The 16,548-nt window shown below is 69.5% G+C and carries 16 protein-coding genes; 6 read left to right on the forward strand and 10 right to left on the reverse strand.

Going from position 1 to position 16,548, the window contains the following annotated elements:
• Positions 1-9: 9 nt before the first annotated feature.
• The 6 genes from AC1C2S_RS14025 to AC1C2S_RS14050 form a co-directional block, all read right to left on the reverse strand.
• Positions 10-3,432, reverse strand: coding sequence for a DEAD/DEAH box helicase (locus AC1C2S_RS14025; RefSeq protein ID WP_495353128.1), 3,423 nt, complete (start codon positions 3,430-3,432; stop codon positions 10-12).
• 60 nt (positions 3,433-3,492) lie between these two features.
• Positions 3,493-4,191: a TMEM175 family protein gene (locus AC1C2S_RS14030; RefSeq protein WP_495353129.1), complete on the reverse strand. Its 699-nt coding sequence runs from the start codon at positions 4,189-4,191 to the stop codon at positions 3,493-3,495.
• An 87-nt stretch (positions 4,192-4,278) separates the two neighbouring features.
• Complete coding sequence (locus tag AC1C2S_RS14035; RefSeq protein ID WP_495353130.1) at positions 4,279-4,551, reverse strand: hypothetical protein; 273 nt, start codon at positions 4,549-4,551, stop codon at positions 4,279-4,281.
• The gene (locus AC1C2S_RS14040; protein ID WP_495353131.1) at positions 4,548-4,712 is read right to left on the reverse strand and encodes a hypothetical protein; all 165 of its coding nucleotides are present in this window, start codon (positions 4,710-4,712) and stop codon (positions 4,548-4,550) included. The genes AC1C2S_RS14035 and AC1C2S_RS14040 overlap by 4 nt, the downstream gene beginning before the upstream one ends.
• A 145-nt stretch (positions 4,713-4,857) precedes the next feature.
• Positions 4,858-5,904: an ATP-dependent DNA ligase gene (locus AC1C2S_RS14045; RefSeq protein ID WP_495353132.1), complete on the reverse strand. Its 1,047-nt coding sequence runs from the start codon at positions 5,902-5,904 to the stop codon at positions 4,858-4,860.
• A gap of 73 nt (positions 5,905-5,977) precedes the next feature.
• A complete protein-coding gene (locus AC1C2S_RS14050) occupies positions 5,978-6,493 on the reverse strand; it encodes an Lrp/AsnC family transcriptional regulator (protein WP_495353133.1) in 516 nt (171 codons plus the stop codon).
• 145 nt (positions 6,494-6,638) lie between these two features.
• Between AC1C2S_RS14050 and ald the strand changes: the two genes are divergently transcribed.
• Positions 6,639-7,736, forward strand: coding sequence for an alanine dehydrogenase (gene ald, locus AC1C2S_RS14055; RefSeq protein WP_495353134.1), 1,098 nt, complete (start codon positions 6,639-6,641; stop codon positions 7,734-7,736).
• Between the two features lie 126 nt (positions 7,737-7,862).
• On the opposite strand, the gene AC1C2S_RS14060 is transcribed toward ald, so the two are convergent.
• Positions 7,863-8,177: a rhodanese-like domain-containing protein gene (locus tag AC1C2S_RS14060; RefSeq protein WP_495353135.1), complete on the reverse strand. Its 315-nt coding sequence runs from the start codon at positions 8,175-8,177 to the stop codon at positions 7,863-7,865.
• 200 nt (positions 8,178-8,377) lie between these two features.
• On the opposite strand from AC1C2S_RS14060, the gene AC1C2S_RS14065 reads away from it, so the two are divergent.
• Together AC1C2S_RS14065 and AC1C2S_RS14070 are read left to right on the forward strand one after the other, a co-directional pair.
• On the forward strand, positions 8,378-12,064 hold the full coding sequence (locus AC1C2S_RS14065; protein WP_495353136.1) for an AAA family ATPase: 3,687 nt from the start codon (positions 8,378-8,380) through the stop codon (positions 12,062-12,064).
• The gene (locus AC1C2S_RS14070; RefSeq protein ID WP_495353137.1) at positions 12,061-12,273 is read left to right on the forward strand and encodes a hypothetical protein; all 213 of its coding nucleotides are present in this window, start codon (positions 12,061-12,063) and stop codon (positions 12,271-12,273) included. Before AC1C2S_RS14065 ends, AC1C2S_RS14070 begins: the two co-directional genes overlap by 4 nt.
• Here the strand turns inward: AC1C2S_RS14070 and mscL are convergent, their stop codons facing one another.
• From mscL to AC1C2S_RS14085, 3 genes are read right to left on the reverse strand one after another with little or no spacing between them, the layout of a single operon-like run.
• The gene (gene mscL / locus AC1C2S_RS14075; RefSeq protein WP_495353138.1) at positions 12,274-12,690 is read right to left on the reverse strand and encodes a large conductance mechanosensitive channel protein MscL; all 417 of its coding nucleotides are present in this window, start codon (positions 12,688-12,690) and stop codon (positions 12,274-12,276) included.
• 38 nt (positions 12,691-12,728) lie between these two features.
• On the reverse strand, positions 12,729-13,112 hold the full coding sequence (locus tag AC1C2S_RS14080) for an FmdB family zinc ribbon protein (RefSeq protein WP_495353139.1): 384 nt from the start codon (positions 13,110-13,112) through the stop codon (positions 12,729-12,731).
• A gap of 43 nt (positions 13,113-13,155) precedes the next feature.
• Positions 13,156-13,734, reverse strand: a complete 579-nt coding sequence (locus tag AC1C2S_RS14085; protein WP_495353140.1) for a 5-formyltetrahydrofolate cyclo-ligase — start codon at positions 13,732-13,734, stop codon at positions 13,156-13,158.
• A gap of 70 nt (positions 13,735-13,804) precedes the next feature.
• Between AC1C2S_RS14085 and AC1C2S_RS14090 the strand changes: the two genes are divergently transcribed.
• From AC1C2S_RS14090 to AC1C2S_RS14100, 3 genes are read left to right on the forward strand one after another with little or no spacing between them, the layout of a single operon-like run.
• A complete protein-coding gene (locus tag AC1C2S_RS14090) occupies positions 13,805-14,725 on the forward strand; it encodes a UTP--glucose-1-phosphate uridylyltransferase (RefSeq protein WP_495353141.1) in 921 nt (306 codons plus the stop codon).
• A 2-nt stretch (positions 14,726-14,727) separates the two neighbouring features.
• Positions 14,728-15,390 (forward strand): GNAT family N-acetyltransferase, encoded by a 663-nt coding sequence (locus AC1C2S_RS14095; RefSeq protein ID WP_495353142.1) that lies wholly within the window; start codon positions 14,728-14,730, stop codon positions 15,388-15,390.
• 52 nt (positions 15,391-15,442) lie between these two features.
• Positions 15,443-16,501, forward strand: coding sequence for a hypothetical protein (locus AC1C2S_RS14100; protein ID WP_495353143.1), 1,059 nt, complete (start codon positions 15,443-15,445; stop codon positions 16,499-16,501).
• Positions 16,502-16,548 lie beyond the last annotated feature (47 nt).

Genomic DNA, 16,548 nt, shown 5'->3' on the forward strand with positions numbered 1-16,548 from the left:
GTCAGCGGGTCACCCGCCGAGCAGCCCCCGGATGTCGTCGGCCGTGAGCGTCTCGCTGAAGAGCTCGCCGTCGTCCATGAGGGAGGAGACGAGCTTCGCCTTGCGCGCCTTCAGCGCCATGACCTTCTCCTCGATGGTGCCCTCGGCGACCATTCGGTAGACGTTGACCGACTTCGACTGCCCGATGCGATGCGCCCGGTCGACGGCTTGCGCCTCGCTCGCCGGGTTCCACCACGGGTCGAGGAGGAAGACGTAGTCGGCCTCGGTGAGGTTCAGGCCGAACCCGCCCGCCTTCAGGCTGATCAGGAAGACCGGTGCGTCGCCCTCGCGGAACTTCGCGATGACGTCGGCCCGTCTGGTCGTCGATCCGTCGAGATACGCGTACGGCACCCCTGCCGCCTCGAGCCGGGCGGCGGCCAGTTGCAGGAACGACGTGAACTGGCTGAAGACGAGCGCGCGGTGCCCCTCGGCGACGACCTCGTCGAGTTGCTCGAACAGTGCGTCGAGCTTCGCCGACGGCACGTCGGCGTACTGTTCGGGGTCGATGAGCCCGGCATGCAGGCTCAGCATGCGCAAGAGCGTCAGCGATCGGAACACCGTGAACCGGTTGCGATCGAGATCTTCGATGAGCCCGAGCAGCTTCTGCCGTTCGAGCTGCAGGAACGCGTCGTAGATGCGCTGATGCTCGGGGTCGAGCTGCACGGTCAGCACTTGCTCCTGCTTCGGCGGCAGCTCGGGTGCGACGACCTCTTTGGTACGGCGCAGCATGAACGGGCGGATGCGGCGGCGCAGCGTCGTCAGCCGATCGGCGTTGTGGTCGTTCTCGATCGGCCGGGCGAATCGCTCGGCGAACCCGCGAGCCGAAGGGAACAGTCCGGGCGCGACGATCTTCAGCAGCGCCCACAATTCCATGAGATTGTTCTCGACGGGCGTGCCGGTGACGGCGAGCCTGAAGGGGGCACGGATGTCGCGTGCTGCAGCATTCGCCTTCGATGACGCGTTCTTCACGAACTGCGCCTCGTCGAGCACGAGACCGGCCCAGTCGAGGCCCGCGAACTCGGGGGCGTCGAGGCGCAGGATCGCGTAACTCGTGACGATGATGTCGGCGCGTGCCGCGACATCCGCAAGTCGAGTGCGGCTCGCCGCCCGTGTCGTGGTGACCGACTCGACTCGGAGGCCCGGCACGAAGCGTGCGGCTTCGATCGCCCAGTTCGAGACGACGGAGGTCGGAGCGACGACCAGGAACGGCCGGCGGGTGGCCTCGTCGCTCGTCTCGTGTACGTGCGCGATCAGCGCGAGCGTCTGCGCGGTCTTGCCGAGGCCCATGTCATCGGCGAGGATGCCGCCGAGCCCGTGCCGATGGAGGAACGCGAGCCAGCGGTAGCCCGCGAGCTGGTAGGGCCGAAGCTCCATGGCGAGCCCCGCAGGCGGCGCGATCTCCTCCACCCGGTCGGCTGCGCGGAGCCCCGCGACCGTCTCACGCCAGGCGACGGCCGTCTCCGACTCGTCGGCGAGGTCTTCGAACTCCGCCCAGAGGCTCGTTTGGTAGCGGCTGATGCTCAGCCCGACCTCCCATTCGCGCAGCGACCCGGCCTCTTCGATGAGCTCGCGCAGCGGGTCGAACACGGGCTGCTTCAGCGAGAGGTAGGTGCCGTCGATCAGCATGAGCTTCGCCCGCCCCTTGGCGAGCGCACTGAACAGCGGCCCGAACGGCACCCGCTTGCCCTCGACGGTGACGACGACGCCGAGGTCGAACCAGTCGGTGCGTTCGCTCTCGACGGTCGTGACCGTGAGCTTCGGCGCCTCGACGAGTTCACGATAGGCCGGCGGATCGCCGACGACGTCGACGCGCAGCCGCTCGAGTTCTTGCAGTCGCGGCAGCAGTCGCGCGGTGAACTCGGCGCTCGCGAGGCCGCGGAGCACCGCCCCGGCACGAAGCACGGGTTCTGCACCGGAGGTCACCGAGGGCAGCCCGGCCGGGTCGTCGGCGAGTACAGCGGCAGCGGATGCTGCGACGAGCCGTTCCTGCTCGGGGTCGTGGAACTCGGCGTCGGGTGCGTCGAGGGCGAATCGCCGCCCGCCGTCGGCCTCCCACTCCCATTCGAGTCGCACCACGTGCTGCGGCTCATGATGCATCGTGACGACGAGGGTCGCGGGCGGAAGTTCGGGCAGGTCGAAGCTTCCGTCGCCGCTGCCGAGCTTGAGCGATCGGGCGAGCGGCGCGTACTGCTGCTCGACGAACGCCGCGACCTCGGCCGACGGAACCACGATCGGCGATCGGCGCCGAACCGCCGCGCGCCCGGCGGGCGTCAATGGCGCGGCGAGCGGCGCGAGCGTGATCGTGCCGCGGGCGAAGTCGTAGACGTAGACGCCGTGGTCGCCGATGAGTCGCACCAGGTCGGTGGGGTACACCCGCTCGTCGACGGTGACCGAAGGTGTCAACACGAGATCGGGCTCCGGCTCGGGCTCGAGGCCGGCCGTGGTCGCCGGCTCGACATCGAGGCCGTTCGCGGCGGCAGCCGAGGCCGCGGGCGCGGGCTCGCGCTCGCCGCGACGAGCGTCGAGGCCGATCACCGCGGCCCCCGCGACGTCGACAATGCCCCGCGCCGTGGCAGGGACGAGCCCGATGCCGAGGCGGGGCGCCGCCTCGAGCAGCGCCCAGAGTGTGTGGCTCTCGTACTCGTCGAGGGAGATCCACGCCGATCCGAACTCGGCGAACGCGGAATGCCGCGCGCCCTTGAGCAGTGAGAACTCGGCGAACCAACGCGCCTGCGCCGGGTCGAACCCGCCAGCGCGCCCCTGGAACCCGACGTTCTGCCACGTGAGGTTGCTCTTGATCCAGCCGCCGCGCGTCCCGCGCGTGACGGGACGAACCGCGAGACGGTCGACGGATGCCGCAGACGACGCCGGCTCGTCGCGAGCCGACTGGCGCCGGCTGCCGCGACGCGCGACGCGCTCACGCAGTTCGAACTGCAGCGCCAACGGCTTGCGCGGGGCGGCGGCATCCGCTTCGCCCGAACCGCCGGTTGCGCCCGCGAGCGCCGCCAGCTCGCCGCGCCATCCATCTTCCGCCGCGCTCGTGGCATCGCGCGACGCCGACTCCGCGGCCTCGGACTGCGCACGGCGATGATGTTCGGCGGCAGCGAGCAGCGTCGCGGCGACGTGCTTGCAGTTGCGGCCGACCGGGCACGTGCAGGCACCCGCGAGGATCGTTGCACGCCCCGGCATGCCGAGGTCGAGTTTCACACTCGAGCGGTAGGGCTCGGGCGCGGTTCCGCGGACGTCGGCGCTCAGCCGGAAATGCGCGGGATCCCAGGTGAGCGAGACGACGCCCCCGGCGCGCTCGACCGTGCGCCCCCGGCTCAGGGCCAGCGGACCGACGAACCTGGCGATCGCGAGCTCCTCCACGAACGGGTACGTGTCGACGGTCATCCTTCAATCGTCGCACTCCTCGCAGACACTCGTGGACGGTTCCGCTGCACGGCGAAGGGTTCAGCGCGTGCCGACGGGCGTTGACGGATGCGCGCTCGCCGAAGCCCGGATCCGCGCGATTCGACGCGCCGCCCATCTCCCGGTGAGCGGACTGATGACGATGAGGAGCGCCCACGTGTACCGCGCCCAATCGGTGCCGAACAGGTACGCGATGGGAATGGAGGCGAGGAACACAGCCGGAGTCGTCAGGGTGTCGAGCAGCTTGACGGTGTCGGCTCGGCGCGGGAGGGGATCCTTCAGGACGCCATCGCGACGCGCCACGAAGAAGACCGCGGCCTGGGCCAATACGGCCACGCTGATGTTCAGCGCGTACACCGACACCGCGAGGGGCTGGTCGGCGGTCTCGGAGTCGCTGATGCCCTGCGTCGAGAAGGGGATGAGCACGACGAAGGCGATCGCCACGAGACTCACCACGATGGTGGCCGAGGTGATCGCGTCGAAGCCGGCGACGATGCGATGATTCACCCGCCAGAACACCGCGATCACCGCGAAGCTGATCGCGAAACCGAGGAGCTGCCAGCCGAGTCCGCTGTCGAGCAGGGTCGTCGGGCTCTTCCAGTCGGATGCCGCGGGCGGGTCGATGTTCACGACGAGCAGGGTCAGCGCGATGGCGTAGACGGCGTCGAGGAACGCGAAGGTTCGTGCGAACTCGACTGAATCCCGTCCGTACGTTCGCTCGGGCTCTGCTGTCGCGCTCACGGGTCGAGTCTGCCGCGGGCGCGCGCCGCTCAGCGCCCGACCCGCCGTTGATCGGCGTCAGTCGGATCGGCGTCAGTCGGATCGGCGTCAGTCCCAGTCGGCTGCGTGCATCCAGCCGGCGATGTACGCGCGCTCGTTCTCGCCGAGCCGCACGCCGAGGTTCGGGGTGCTCCCGGGCTCGAGCTCGCAGAGCTCGAAGATGCGGCGTACGACGACGGCTCGGAGCGGTGCATCGAGGTTCTCGAGCACTTCCATCTGCAGCGGGCGTTCGAGCATCGGCCACCAGAGTCCGATCGGCGGAAGTCCGTGCGAGCGCCGGGCACGCTCATCGTGTGCGGGTTCGTCGAGGATCGAGCTCATTGTGCCGGCTCCTCGCTCGTGCGGCCCGTCTCGGGGTCGCGGACGACGACCTGTTCGTTCGGGTCGGCGTCTTCTTCGGCCTGCTGGTGCTGCTCGACGGCATAGACGGCCTGGTCGAGTTCGTCCTCCGGGCGCGATACGGAAGGGGCGGGATCGCTCATCGGTGTGTACTCCTCGTTCGAGTCGGCTGCGGCATCGGAGCCGACATCTTCGAACGTACGCGCGCGGAGTCGGCATCGACAGGGGATTGACCCTTCGAGGGGCGCATGCTACTCGCGGAGCCCGAGACGGTTCAGGCGATCAGATTCAGCCGAGCACTTCGCCGAGGTCGTACGCGACCGGACGATCGATCTGCTCGAATGTGCACGAGCGGGGCTCGCGATCGGGGCGCCAGCGCTCGAACTGGGCCGTGTGCCGAAAACGCTCGCCCTCGAGCTGGTCGAAACGCACTTCGGCGACGAGCTCGGGGCGCAGGCGCACGAAGGAGACGTCGCGGCCCGATGAGAAGCGGCTGCGCTCGGTCTCGCCGGTAACGGCCCCGCCGTCGTCGTCGCGGACGACGTAGGGCTTGAGTTCGTCGATCAACTCGAGTCTCCGCGCGTTGCTGAATGCCGACATGCCGCCGACGTTGCGCAACTGCCCGGAGTCGTCGTACAGGCCGAGGAGGATGGATCCGACCCCGTTGCCCGAGGCGTGGATGCGGTAGCCGAGTGCGACCACGTCGGCGGTGCGGTGGTGCTTCGCCTTCAGCATGACGCGCTTGCCGGGGGAGTACGGTGCCGCGAGCGGCTTGGCGACGACACCGTCGAGCCCGGCGCCCTCGAACTCCTCGAACCAGCGACGCGCGAGCGCGACGTCTCTCGTGATGCGGGTCAAGCTGATCGGGTCGCCGAGTTCGCCGACGAGTCGTTCGAGTGCGGCCCGGCGTGCGGAGAACGGCTCGTCGATGAGCGAGACGCCGGCCTCCTCGATCAGGTCGAAGGCGACGAACATCGCGGGCGTCTCTCGGGAGAGCATCTCGACACGGCTCGCAGCGGGATGGATGCGCTGGGAGAGCGCCTCCCAATCGAGGCGCGCGCTGCCGGCCGGCCCGGCGGCGACCACGATCTCGCCGTCGAGCACGCACGGCCCGGGCAGCATGCGAGCGAACGCCTCCACGAGTTCGGGAAAGTACCGAGTGAGCGGCTTCGCCCCGCGGCTGCCGATCTCGACGTGCTCGCCGTCGAATGCGACGATGCCGCGAAAGCCGTCCCACTTCGGCTCGTAGGCGAGACCGCCGGCAACGGAGTCGGGCTCGGGCACGGTCGGCACGGCCTTGGCGAGCATGGGAGCGACGATCTCGGTGGGCGCCATGGCGTCAACGATATGACCGGATGGCGCGGCTGGCGAGAGCTCGAGGCATCTGTCGTCGATTCGGTGTGCCCGCTCAGATCACCGCGCGGAGCCCCGCGGAGAGCGCGGTGTGGTGCTCGAAGACGAGGTTCGTCTCGGTGAGGGCGACGGCCGGGTTCGCCGAGAGGTTCTTCAGCACGAACTGGCGCACGTGATCGCTGTCGCGCACGCGCACATGGATGAGGAAGTCTTCGGAGCCGCCGAGGAAGAAGAGCTGCGCGACTTCGGGTTGGGTGCGCAGTTCGTCGGAGATCTGCTCCATGAGGTGCCGGGCGCCAGGGCGGATGCGCACGCTCACGAGCGCCTGCAGATGGTAGCCGAGCGCGGCGGGGTCGATCTCGGCGGTATAGCGCACGATGACCCCGCGCTCGCGCAGCGACCGCACCCGAGCGAGGCAGGTCGACGGGGAGATTCCGACGGCGCGCGCGAGGTCGACGTTCGGCGTGCGGGCGTTCTCGTGCAACCGGGCGATGATCTGACGGTCGACAGCATCGAGCACGACCGGCGTCGGTTCGGCGCCGGGTGCGCTGATCTGCGGTGCATCGGGCATCGGGATATCCTTGATTCGAATGAGTGCAGCGGATGCATCCATTCTACCGAATTCTGTGCGGTTGATCTTTCGGACAATCGAACAAGCGGCGAAAATAATGGCACTCGTCATCACGACATTCGGCCCACAGTTATCGGAGCAACCCATGCGCATCGGCGTGCCCGCAGAGATCAAGAACAACGAGTTCCGCGTCGCGATGACGCCCGCCGGGGTGCACGCGCTCGCGGGGCGCGGTCACGACGTCGCGATCGAGGCCGGAGCCGGCACGGGCGCCGGCTACCTCGACGCCGAGTACGCCGCCGCGGGCGCCACGATCGTCGCGACCGCCGAGGAGGCGTGGTCGGCCGACCTCGTGCTGAAGGTCAAGGAGCCGATCGCCGCCGAGTACGGCTTCCTGCGCGACGACCTGACGCTCTTCACGTACCTCCACCTCGCGGCCGACCTGCCGCTCACGCGGGCGATCCTCGACTCGGGCGTCACGGCGATCGCGTACGAGACCGTGCAACTCGCCGACCGCTCGCTGCCGCTCCTCACGCCTATGAGCGAGGTCGCGGGCCGCCTCGCGCCGCAGGTCGGTGCCGCCGAGCTGCTCGCCTCGCGGGGTGGGCGCGGCGTGCTCCTCGCGGGCGTTCCGGGCACCTCGCCCGCGAAGGTCGTCGTCATCGGCGGCGGCGTCGCGGGTGAGCAGTCGGCCGCGACCGCACTCGGCCTCGGCGCCGACGTCACCGTGTTCGACATCTCATTGCCGAAGCTGCGCGAGATCGACGCCCGCTACGACCACCGCATCCACACGCTGGCGTCGTCGCCGTACGAGATCGCGCGCCAACTGAAGGACGCCGACCTCGTGGTCGGCGCGGTGCTCGTGCCGGGCGCCGCGGCACCGAAGGTGGTCAGCGACGAGATGGTCGCCGCGATGAAGCCGGGCTCGGTGCTCGTCGACATCGCGATCGACCAGGGCGGATGCTTCGAGGGTTCACGCCCGACCACGCACACCGAGCCGACGTTCCGCGTGCACGACGCGATCTACTACTGCGTCGCCAACATGCCCGGGGCGGTGCCCGCGACCTCGACTCCTGCGCTCACGAACGCGACGCTGCCGTACACGCTGCAGATCGCCGATCTCGGCTGGCAGGGCGCGCTCGCCGCCGACCCGGCGCTCGCGAAGGGGCTGAACGCCACGGCCGGCCGCCTCACGAACGAGGGCGTCGCTGCGGCGCACGGGCTCGAGCTCGCGTCGATCTGAGCTGCACCTCGTCGTGGCGCAGCCACGACTGTGTCGAGGCCTTGCGAGGGGTCTCGATACGCGCTTCGCGCTCCTCGACAGGCGAAGTGTCGAGGCCTTGCGAGGGGTCTCGATACGCGCTTCGCGCTACTCGACCGTCGGGGCGTCGAGGGTGACCGGCAGGCCCGCCCGGTGCCACGCCATGATGCCGCCCTCGACGTTGACGGCGTCGACGCCCTGCGACTCGAGGTACGCCACGGCTTGAGCGCTGCGCCCGCCGACATGGCAGATCACGTAGACGGTCGTGTCACGAGGCACTTCGCCGACTCGGTCGACGAGCTCGCCGAGCGGGATGTCGAGCGTGCCGTCGATGCGCGCCTGTACCAGCTCGTGCGGTTCGCGCACATCGAGGATGACGGCGTCGGCGATCGCGTGCACGTCGTGGGGAATGGCGGATCGCATCGGAGCTCCTGGAATGGTCGGGCGGGGTCCGTCCAACGTTACCCGCGGTCTCGACACAGCGCTCCGCGGCGATGCTGACATGGATTCCGCGCGATACCACGTATGGTGTCCGTGTGCGGCGGCTCGATCGGAATCACGACGAGGATGACATCCTCGATCCCGAGACCGATGCTGCCGCGGAACAACTCACACCGGATCCCATGCGACACGACACCACGAGCCCTGACAGCCTCAGCCTCGGCGACCCAGAGCTCGTCGCAGGCAACGTTGCCGAGCCCGCGTGGCGTCGCTGGCACGGCGAGCTCGCCGGCGTGGGCGCCCGCTCGCCGCTCGCTCGATTCGTCGACACCCCGCGCACCCGCATCGAGCTCTCGACGACGCACCCGGGAGGCCTGCCGCAGTTCATCACCGGCAAGTCGACCCTGCTCTCGAGCTTGATCCGCGACGAGCTGGCTCTGCGCAACGCCCGGCTCGCCGCAGCCGAGATCACCCAGAAGGGCATCGAGTTGCGCTCCGTGCGCGGCATCGAGTCGGTGCACCTGGCCATCGGGCTCGCGTCGTGGCGCAACGCCGGTGAAGAGTATCTCGCCCCGGTGCTGTTGCGACCGCTCGCCATCCGTCGCTACGGCCGCGACTTCGAACTGAAGCTCAAGGGCCAGCCGTTCCTGAACCCCGCCCTCGCCCGCGAGCTTCGCGAGCAGTTCCAGATCACGCTCGACGCCGAGGCGTTCGTCGCGCTCGCCATCACCAACGGCGTATTCAAGCCGCAGCCCGTGATCGACCGGCTCCGCGGCCTCACGAGCCACCTGCCGTGGTTCCACGTCGCGCCGCGGCTCGTCGTCTCCTCGTTCGCCGAGGTCGGGCCGTCGATGGCAGCGGATGCCGCGAAACTCGACCACCCCGTCATCGATGCGATCGCCGGCAACCCCGCTGCTCGCGCGACCGTCATCGCCGCGACGGGCGAACGAGTGCGCGCGGTGGCGCAGGACGCCCGCCCGCCATCGACCGACACCCTGCTGCTCGACGCCGACCCCGAACAGGAGCAGGCCGTCGCCGAGATCGAGGCCGGCACCTCGGTCGTCGTGAAGACCCTGCCCGGCACCGGTGGCACCCAGACGATCGTGAACGCGATCGGCGCACTCGTCGCGAAAGACAAGCGCGTGCTCGTCGTCGGCTCCCGCAGGGCGAGCCTCGACGGCATCGCCCACCGACTCGGCCAGGTCGGGTTGGGCGGAGCCGCGGTGACGACCGCGGGCCTGCGCCGTGAACTCATCCAGTCGATCTCGCGCAACGAGAAGGCCGAGCGCCCCAGGGTCGCCGACGTCGACGACGCGCTCGTGCGCCTGCGGAAGGTGCTCCTCGACTATCGCACAGCGCTCACCCGCGCCGACCCCGAGCTGCATGTCTCGGTGCTCGACGCGCTCAGCGAGCTCGCGCGGCTCGCCCTCGCGCCCGAGTCGCCATCGACCACCGCCCGGCTCGACCATCACGCGCTCGTCGCGATCGCCGACGACCGTGACGAGGTCGCTCGCGACCTCGCTCGCGCGGCAGCGCTCGGCGAATTCCGTTACGGCCCCGGTGATTCCCCCTGGTACGGCGCCTCCTTCACCTCGTCCGACGAGGCGAGCAATGCGCACAGTCTCGCGAAGCGCCTCTCGGCGAGAGATCTACCGCGACTGCTCGATCGCGGCCGGGCGCTCATCGCGCAGACGCGCTTGCGCGAGTTCGAGTCGGTCGCCGAGCTCGGGGTGTTCCTCAGGCTGCTCCTCGACGTGCGCGAGACGCTCGACCGGTTCCAGCCCGCCGTCTTCGACCGGCCGCTCGGCGAACTCATCGCCGCGACCTCGTCGCGGCGCGACTCGGCCGGCATGTCCGGAGCGAACCGACGGCGTCTGCGCCGGCACGCGCTCGAATACGTGCGCCCCGGCGTGCACGTCACCGACCTGAACTCCGCCCTCCGCGGCATCCAGCAGCAGCGCACGCTCTGGCAGCGTTACTCGGAGGCGGGGGCGATCCCCGGCGTGCCCGTCGGCATCGACGACGTACACGTCGCCCTCCAGCACGTCGCCACCGATCTCGCGGCCCTCGACGCCCCGCTCGGCATCGTCGGCACGCCGCGGCAGCTCGCCGCCCGACCGGTGCGCGAGCTGACCTCGACCCTCTCCGGGCTCGCTGCCGAGTCCGAGGTGCTCACCAACCTGCAGGAACGCACCGCGGTGCTCGGGCGCCTTCGCGACCTGGGTCTGGACCCCCTGCTCCTCGACCTCGCCAAGCGCCATGTGCCCGAGCGGTCCGTCGCTGCCGAGCTCGAACTCGCCTGGTGGCAGTCGGTGCTGGAATCGGTGCTCGCCGGCGAGAAGGCCCTGCTCGGTGCGAACACGACGGTGCTCGACCGGCTCGAGAGCGACTTCCGACTCGTCGACGAAGCCCATGCCTCCGCCGCCGGGCCGCAACTCGCGTGGCGGCTCGCCGAGAACTGGAAGGTCGCGCTCGTCGACCACCCCGACGAGGCAGGTCGACTGAAGCGGATGCTCCGTGGCGACCGCGTGCGCCCCGAAGCGCTGCAGGCCGAATCGCCGCACCTGTTCCGCGCGCTCGCCCCCGTCTGGCTCGCGTCGCCCTACGATGTCGCCGCGATCGACGACTCGATCGGCTTCGACACGGTGATCCTCGTCGATGCGGGCGCGACGAGCATCGCCGAGAATCTCGGTGCGATCCGCCGTGCGAAGCAGGTCGTCGCGTTCGGCGACCCCGTGACGCAGACACCGACCCTCTTCGAGACCGGTATCGACGACGTCGAGCAGACGGGCGCGCCGGTGACAGAGCACGGCGTCGACGCCCTGCACGCCGACTCGGCCCTCGCCCGACTCGGCGAGCTGCTGCCCACCCTCACGCTCACGCGCAGCTACCGGGCGGGCGGCGAAGACCTCGCCGAACTCGTCAACAACCGCTTCTACGCGGGGCGCATCGTGTCGTTGCCGTGGGCGGGCAGCTTCCTCGGCCACGGCAGTCTCGGCCTGCACTACGTCTCGGGCAACGGCTTGCCCGACTCGGTGACCGGCACAGTGGAGTCGATCGACTCCGAGGTCGCGAAGGTCGTCGAACTCGTCATGGAGCATGCGGTGAAGCGCCCACGCGAATCGCTCATGGTCATCACCGCGAGCACGAGGCACGCCGCCCGCGTGCACCAGTCGGTGCTCGCCGCGTTCGCCAAGCGCACCGACCTCTCCGACTTCATCCTGAAAGACCGGGCGGAGCCGTTCACGGTGCTCACGCTCGAGCAGGCCGTTGCACAGAGCCGCGACCGAGTGATCTTCTCCGTCGGCTACGGTCGCACGCCGCACGGCCGGCTGCTCTCGAATTTCGGCTCGCTCGGCGAACCGGGTGGCGACCGCCTGCTCGCGGTCGGCATGACCCGCGCCAGGCGATCGATGGACCTCGTCTCGGCGTTCCACCCCGATGACATCGACGAAGACCGGCAGAGCCACGGCGTGCTCGCCCTCGCGAACGTGCTCACCCAGACCGAAGAGCGAGCGGCGGAAGCCGGCGAGACCGGTGACGGGCCGTCGATGCTGCGCGACCTCGCGGGGAGACTCGAGCGCCGCGGAATCCGGGTGAGCGTCGGTCATCGGGGCCGGCTCGCCCTCGCCGCCGCGAACGCGGGCAAGGCCGTCGTCGTCGAGACCGACGACGCCCTCGCCGGTCTCAGCCTTCGCGAGTCGCTCCGACTGCGCCCCGACGTGCTGCGCCGCCTCGGCTGGCACTACCTGCGCGTGCACAGCTTCGAACTCTTCGGCGACCCCGAGGCGGTCGCCTCGAGGGTCGCGTCACTGCTCGGGCGGCCCGAGGCCGAGCGGTCGACGGATGCCGCAGCCGCGCCCCGATGAGCAAGGAGCCACGTCAGCGCGTCGAGCGTGCCGCGGGTCGGGCACGCCGTGCCAGGCTCACGCCGGCACCGGGCTCCGATCCTTCGCCCGAGGTGCCGGTCGACCGGCCCGACGAACCGGCGCCGACGCAGGCGGAGAAGGCCGGCCCCGCGTCATCCGATGACGAACGACTGACGCGGGACCGGCCGCCTCACTGGAAGCAGACCTGATCAGTCGCGGTGGGCTCCGCTGCCACCCCGCGCCTCGGCGAGGAGGTCGCGGATCTGCGTCAGCAGCTCGGCCTCGGTGAGTGGCTCGTCGGTCGGTTGTCCGGCCGCGGCCTTCGCTGCCTGACGTTCTCGGAACGTGTTCATCGGGAGCACGAAGACGAGATAGACGACGAGCGCGACCGCGAGGAAGGTGATGATCGCGGCGAGGACGGCGCCGAATTTGAGCTGCGCGTCGCCGACTGCGACGATCATCGCGTCATTGAGGCTCTCGGCGTTGAACAGGAGTCCGACGAGCGGATTGATGAGGCTGTCGACGATCGCATTCACGACTGCGGTGAACGCGGCACCGATGACGACCGCGACGGCGAGGTCGATGACATTGCCTCGCGTGATGAAATCCCTGAAACCCTTGAGCATGGTTCCTCCTGGAGTCGAGGCCGCGTGGGCGGCCTCCTTCAGGCCACGCTAGCGGAGGAGTTGCCGCCCGTCGATGATGACGACCCGGAACCGCTTGCGGAGGATCCGCCACCGGAGCCCGACGAGCCGGAGCCGCCCGAACCGGACCCCGACGAACCGGACCCCGACGAACCGGAGCCCGAGCCGGACTCCGACGAGCCGCTCGAACCGCCGGAGCCGGCCTTCGAACCCGACCCGGATCCGTTGCTTCGCGAATCGGTGCTGTAGAATCCCGATCCGTTGAAGGTCACGCCGATCGTGTTGAAGAGCTTGCGCAATCTGCCGCCGCAGACATCGCAGACGCTCAACGTGTCGTCGGTGAACGCCTGGTGGATGTCGAAGGCGTTGTCGCACTCGGTGCAACGGTATGAATACGTGGGCATGGAGCTTCTTCCGATTTCTGGTCGCGCGCCGGCACCGGGCCGGTCAGAACGCGATGATGCGTGTGGGCGTCACGACGCCGTTCACGGGCTGGTCGTGCACCTCGCGTGGCACGGTCTCGACGAACTCGCTGTCGAAGACGACGGCGTACACCGGAGGACATTTTCCCATTGATCCGAGGGTCTTGTCGAAATAGCCCCGACCCCAGCCGAGCCGCATGCCGGTTGCATCGACCGCCGCTGCCGGCACGATGATGAGGTCGACGTCGTTGATCGCCATCGGGCCGAGCAGTTCGCCGACGGCCTCGGGCATGCCGTAGAGGCCGAGCGTCTCGGTCTCCTCCTCGCCGACCGTCCAGTCGAGCAGGCCGTCTTCGCGGGTCACAGGGAACAGCACACGGATGCCGCGGGCCTCGGCCCAGTTCACGAACGGCCGGGTGTCGGGCTCGGTCGGCATCGAGAGATAGCACGACAGGGACTCGGCCCCGGTCGAACCGATGAGCTCTTCGAGCCGAGCGGTGAAGCCTTCGGTCGCGAGCTCGCGCTCGTGTGCGGGCATGTTCTGCCGCCGCTCGCGGAGCTCCGCGCGGAGTACGCGCTTCTGAACGTCCGGGTCCTCGGGCATGTCACACATCATAGGCTGACGCGCCGCTGGTCCTGTGTGGTGCGCCGCCTCCACCGATACGCTCGAATGCATGAGCTCACGCATCACGAAGGCCGTCATCCCCGCAGCCGGACTCGGAACGCGGTTCCTGCCCGCCACCAAGGCCATGCCGAAAGAGATGCTGCCCGTCGTCGACAAGCCGGCCATCCAGTACGTCGTCGAAGAGGCCGTCAGCGCCGGACTCACCGACGTGCTCATGGTGACGGGGCGCAACAAGAATGCCCTTGAGAACCACTTCGACCGCGTTGCCGAGCTCGAGGCGACCCTCGAAGCCAAGGGCGACACGGTCAAGCTCGCGAAGGTGAACGAGTCGACGGGCCTCGCCGACATGCACTATGTGCGACAGGGCGACCCGCTCGGGCTCGGACACGCGGTGCTCCGCGCCCACATGCACGTCGGCGACCAGCCGTTCGCCGTGCTGCTCGGCGATGACATCATCGACGCCCGTGACACGCTGCTCACCCGCATGCTCGAGGAGCAGGGCGTGAGGGATGCCTCGATCGTCGCGTTGCTCGAGGTCGACCCCGATTCGATCCACCTCTACGGCGCTGCCGCGATCGAGTCCACCGATGATCCCGACGTGGTGCGCATCACCGGAATGGTCGAGAAGCCCGCGAAGGAGGTCGCACCGTCCAACTTCGCCGTCATCGGCCGGTACGTGCTGAAGCCCGAGGTGTTCGCGATCCTCGAGCACACCCCGCCCGGCAAGGGCGGCGAGATCCAGCTGACCGATGCGCTCATGACGATGGCGAACGACGTCGAGGGCACCGGCGGCGTCTACGGACTCATCTTCCGAGGGCGTCGCTACGACACGGGCGACAAGCTCGACTACATCAAGGCGGTCGTGCAGCTCGCCTCGGATCGCGACGACATCGGACCCGAGCTGCGGCCCTGGCTCATCGAGTACGCCGCAGGACTCGATACGGACGCCGCAGGACTCGATACAGTCTGAGCATGCCCGCAGTCGCCGTTCCCACGTTGCGCGACGGAGACGTCACGTTGCGCCCGATCCGCGTTCGCGATGCGAAGCCGCTCGAGCGGGTGCTGCTGGCCAATCGCGGTTGGCTGCGGCAGTGGGAGGCGACATATCCGGGCGGCGGCTCGGTCATCGACACGCGCGCGAGCATTCGAAATCTGCTGGCGCACACTCGCACCGGGCACGCCCTCGCGTTCATCCTCGAAGTCGACGGCGACCTGGTCGGCCAACTGAACGTGTCGTCGATCACCTACGGCTCACTCTCCTCGGCGACGATCGGATACTGGGTCGCGCAGAACGTGGCGGGGCGCGGCATCACGCCGACGGCCGTCGCGCTCGCGACCGACTACTGCTTCGGCGTGCTCCGGCTGCACCGCATGGAGATCTGCATCCGCCCCGAGAACGGCCCGTCGCTCCGCGTGGTCGAGAAGCTCGGCTTTCGTTACGAGGGCTTCCGGCGGCGCTACATTCACATCGACGGCGTGTGGAGCGACCATTTCGCGTTCGCGCTCGTGTCCGAAGAAGTGGCACATGGAGTCCTACGCCGTTGGCGTGACGGGCGGGTGCCCGAGGGGGTCGCGCGGGTGAGCGCAGAGGACCGCGCGGCATCCGCACACCCCCTGCCGCTCGCCGATCGGTGAACACGCGGGCGTCGAGTACGGCTGAAGGCATGCAGTGACCTAGCGTTGTCCCATGGACGTGATCGGTGGGGGACTGCTCGTGGCTGTGGCAGCCGCGCTGTGGATCGCGTACCTGCTGCCGAGCTGGCTGGGGCGCCGCCAATACCTCGCGACCGAGCGCAATGCCGTTCGTCTCCAGCAGACCCTCCGCATCCTCGCCGAGACGGCTGAGACGCCCGAACCGGTTCGCATCGAGGCGACGGCGCGCGAGGTCGCGTCCCAGCAACGCATCCTGCAGCAGCGCGAGGCAACGGCCAGGCTCGCCGCCGAGGCCGCCGAGCAGCAGGCCCTCGCCGAGTTCCGCGCAGCAGAGGGGGCAGCGGATGCCGCGCGTGGTCGTGCCGTCGAAGCGCTCGCCGTCAAAGCAGCCGTCACCGAGCCGATCTCCGTGGTCGCGCACGCCGCAGCAGAAGAGCCCGGCTCGTCGACGAGCGAACGAGCCACGGTCCGCACCGGCGCCGCGGCACGCCGTGCGCTTCGGCGCAAACGGGCGCTGTGCTCGCTCGTGTTGCTCGTCTCGCTGGTCACCCTGGTCGCCGGCGGCATCGCCGCTGCGTTCGGCGCGACGCTCATCGCGCCCGGCGCCGGCGCCCTCGGTGTCGTACTCGCGATCGCCGGTGTCGTCCGACTCGCGCGCGTGCGCCCGGCCCGCACCGCAGCGGCGCAACCCGTGCGCACCGTCGAAACCGCGTCATTCGAACCGATCGATCTGCCCGAAGCCGAGCCGATCACCGAGAGCTGGACCCCGCAACCGCTCCCGCGACCGCTGCACCTCTCACGCGGCACGATCGCTGCGACGGCGATGGCCTCCATCGAAGCAGCTGCCGAGTTGAAGCGCGCCGAGGCTGGCGACGATATCGCGCGTCGGGCCGCCGAGCTCGTGCCCGAGGTGCCCGCGATCAGACCGGTCGCGCCGGCTGCGGCATCCGCTGACCGTGCTCGGCAGGTCGCCGGCGCAGGGCGTGAGAAGGCTCCCGCGAGTCCGTATGCCCGCATGGGCATCGTCGATGACACGCGGCCCGGCATCGACGACCTCGATGCAGTGCTGCGCCGCCGTCGGCAGGCCGGTTGACGACCGCGCCGGTCCGAGTCAACGCTCGCGAGATGATAAGCTTTTTC

The sequence above is a fragment of the Agromyces sp. Y782 genome (genome assembly GCF_059445405.1).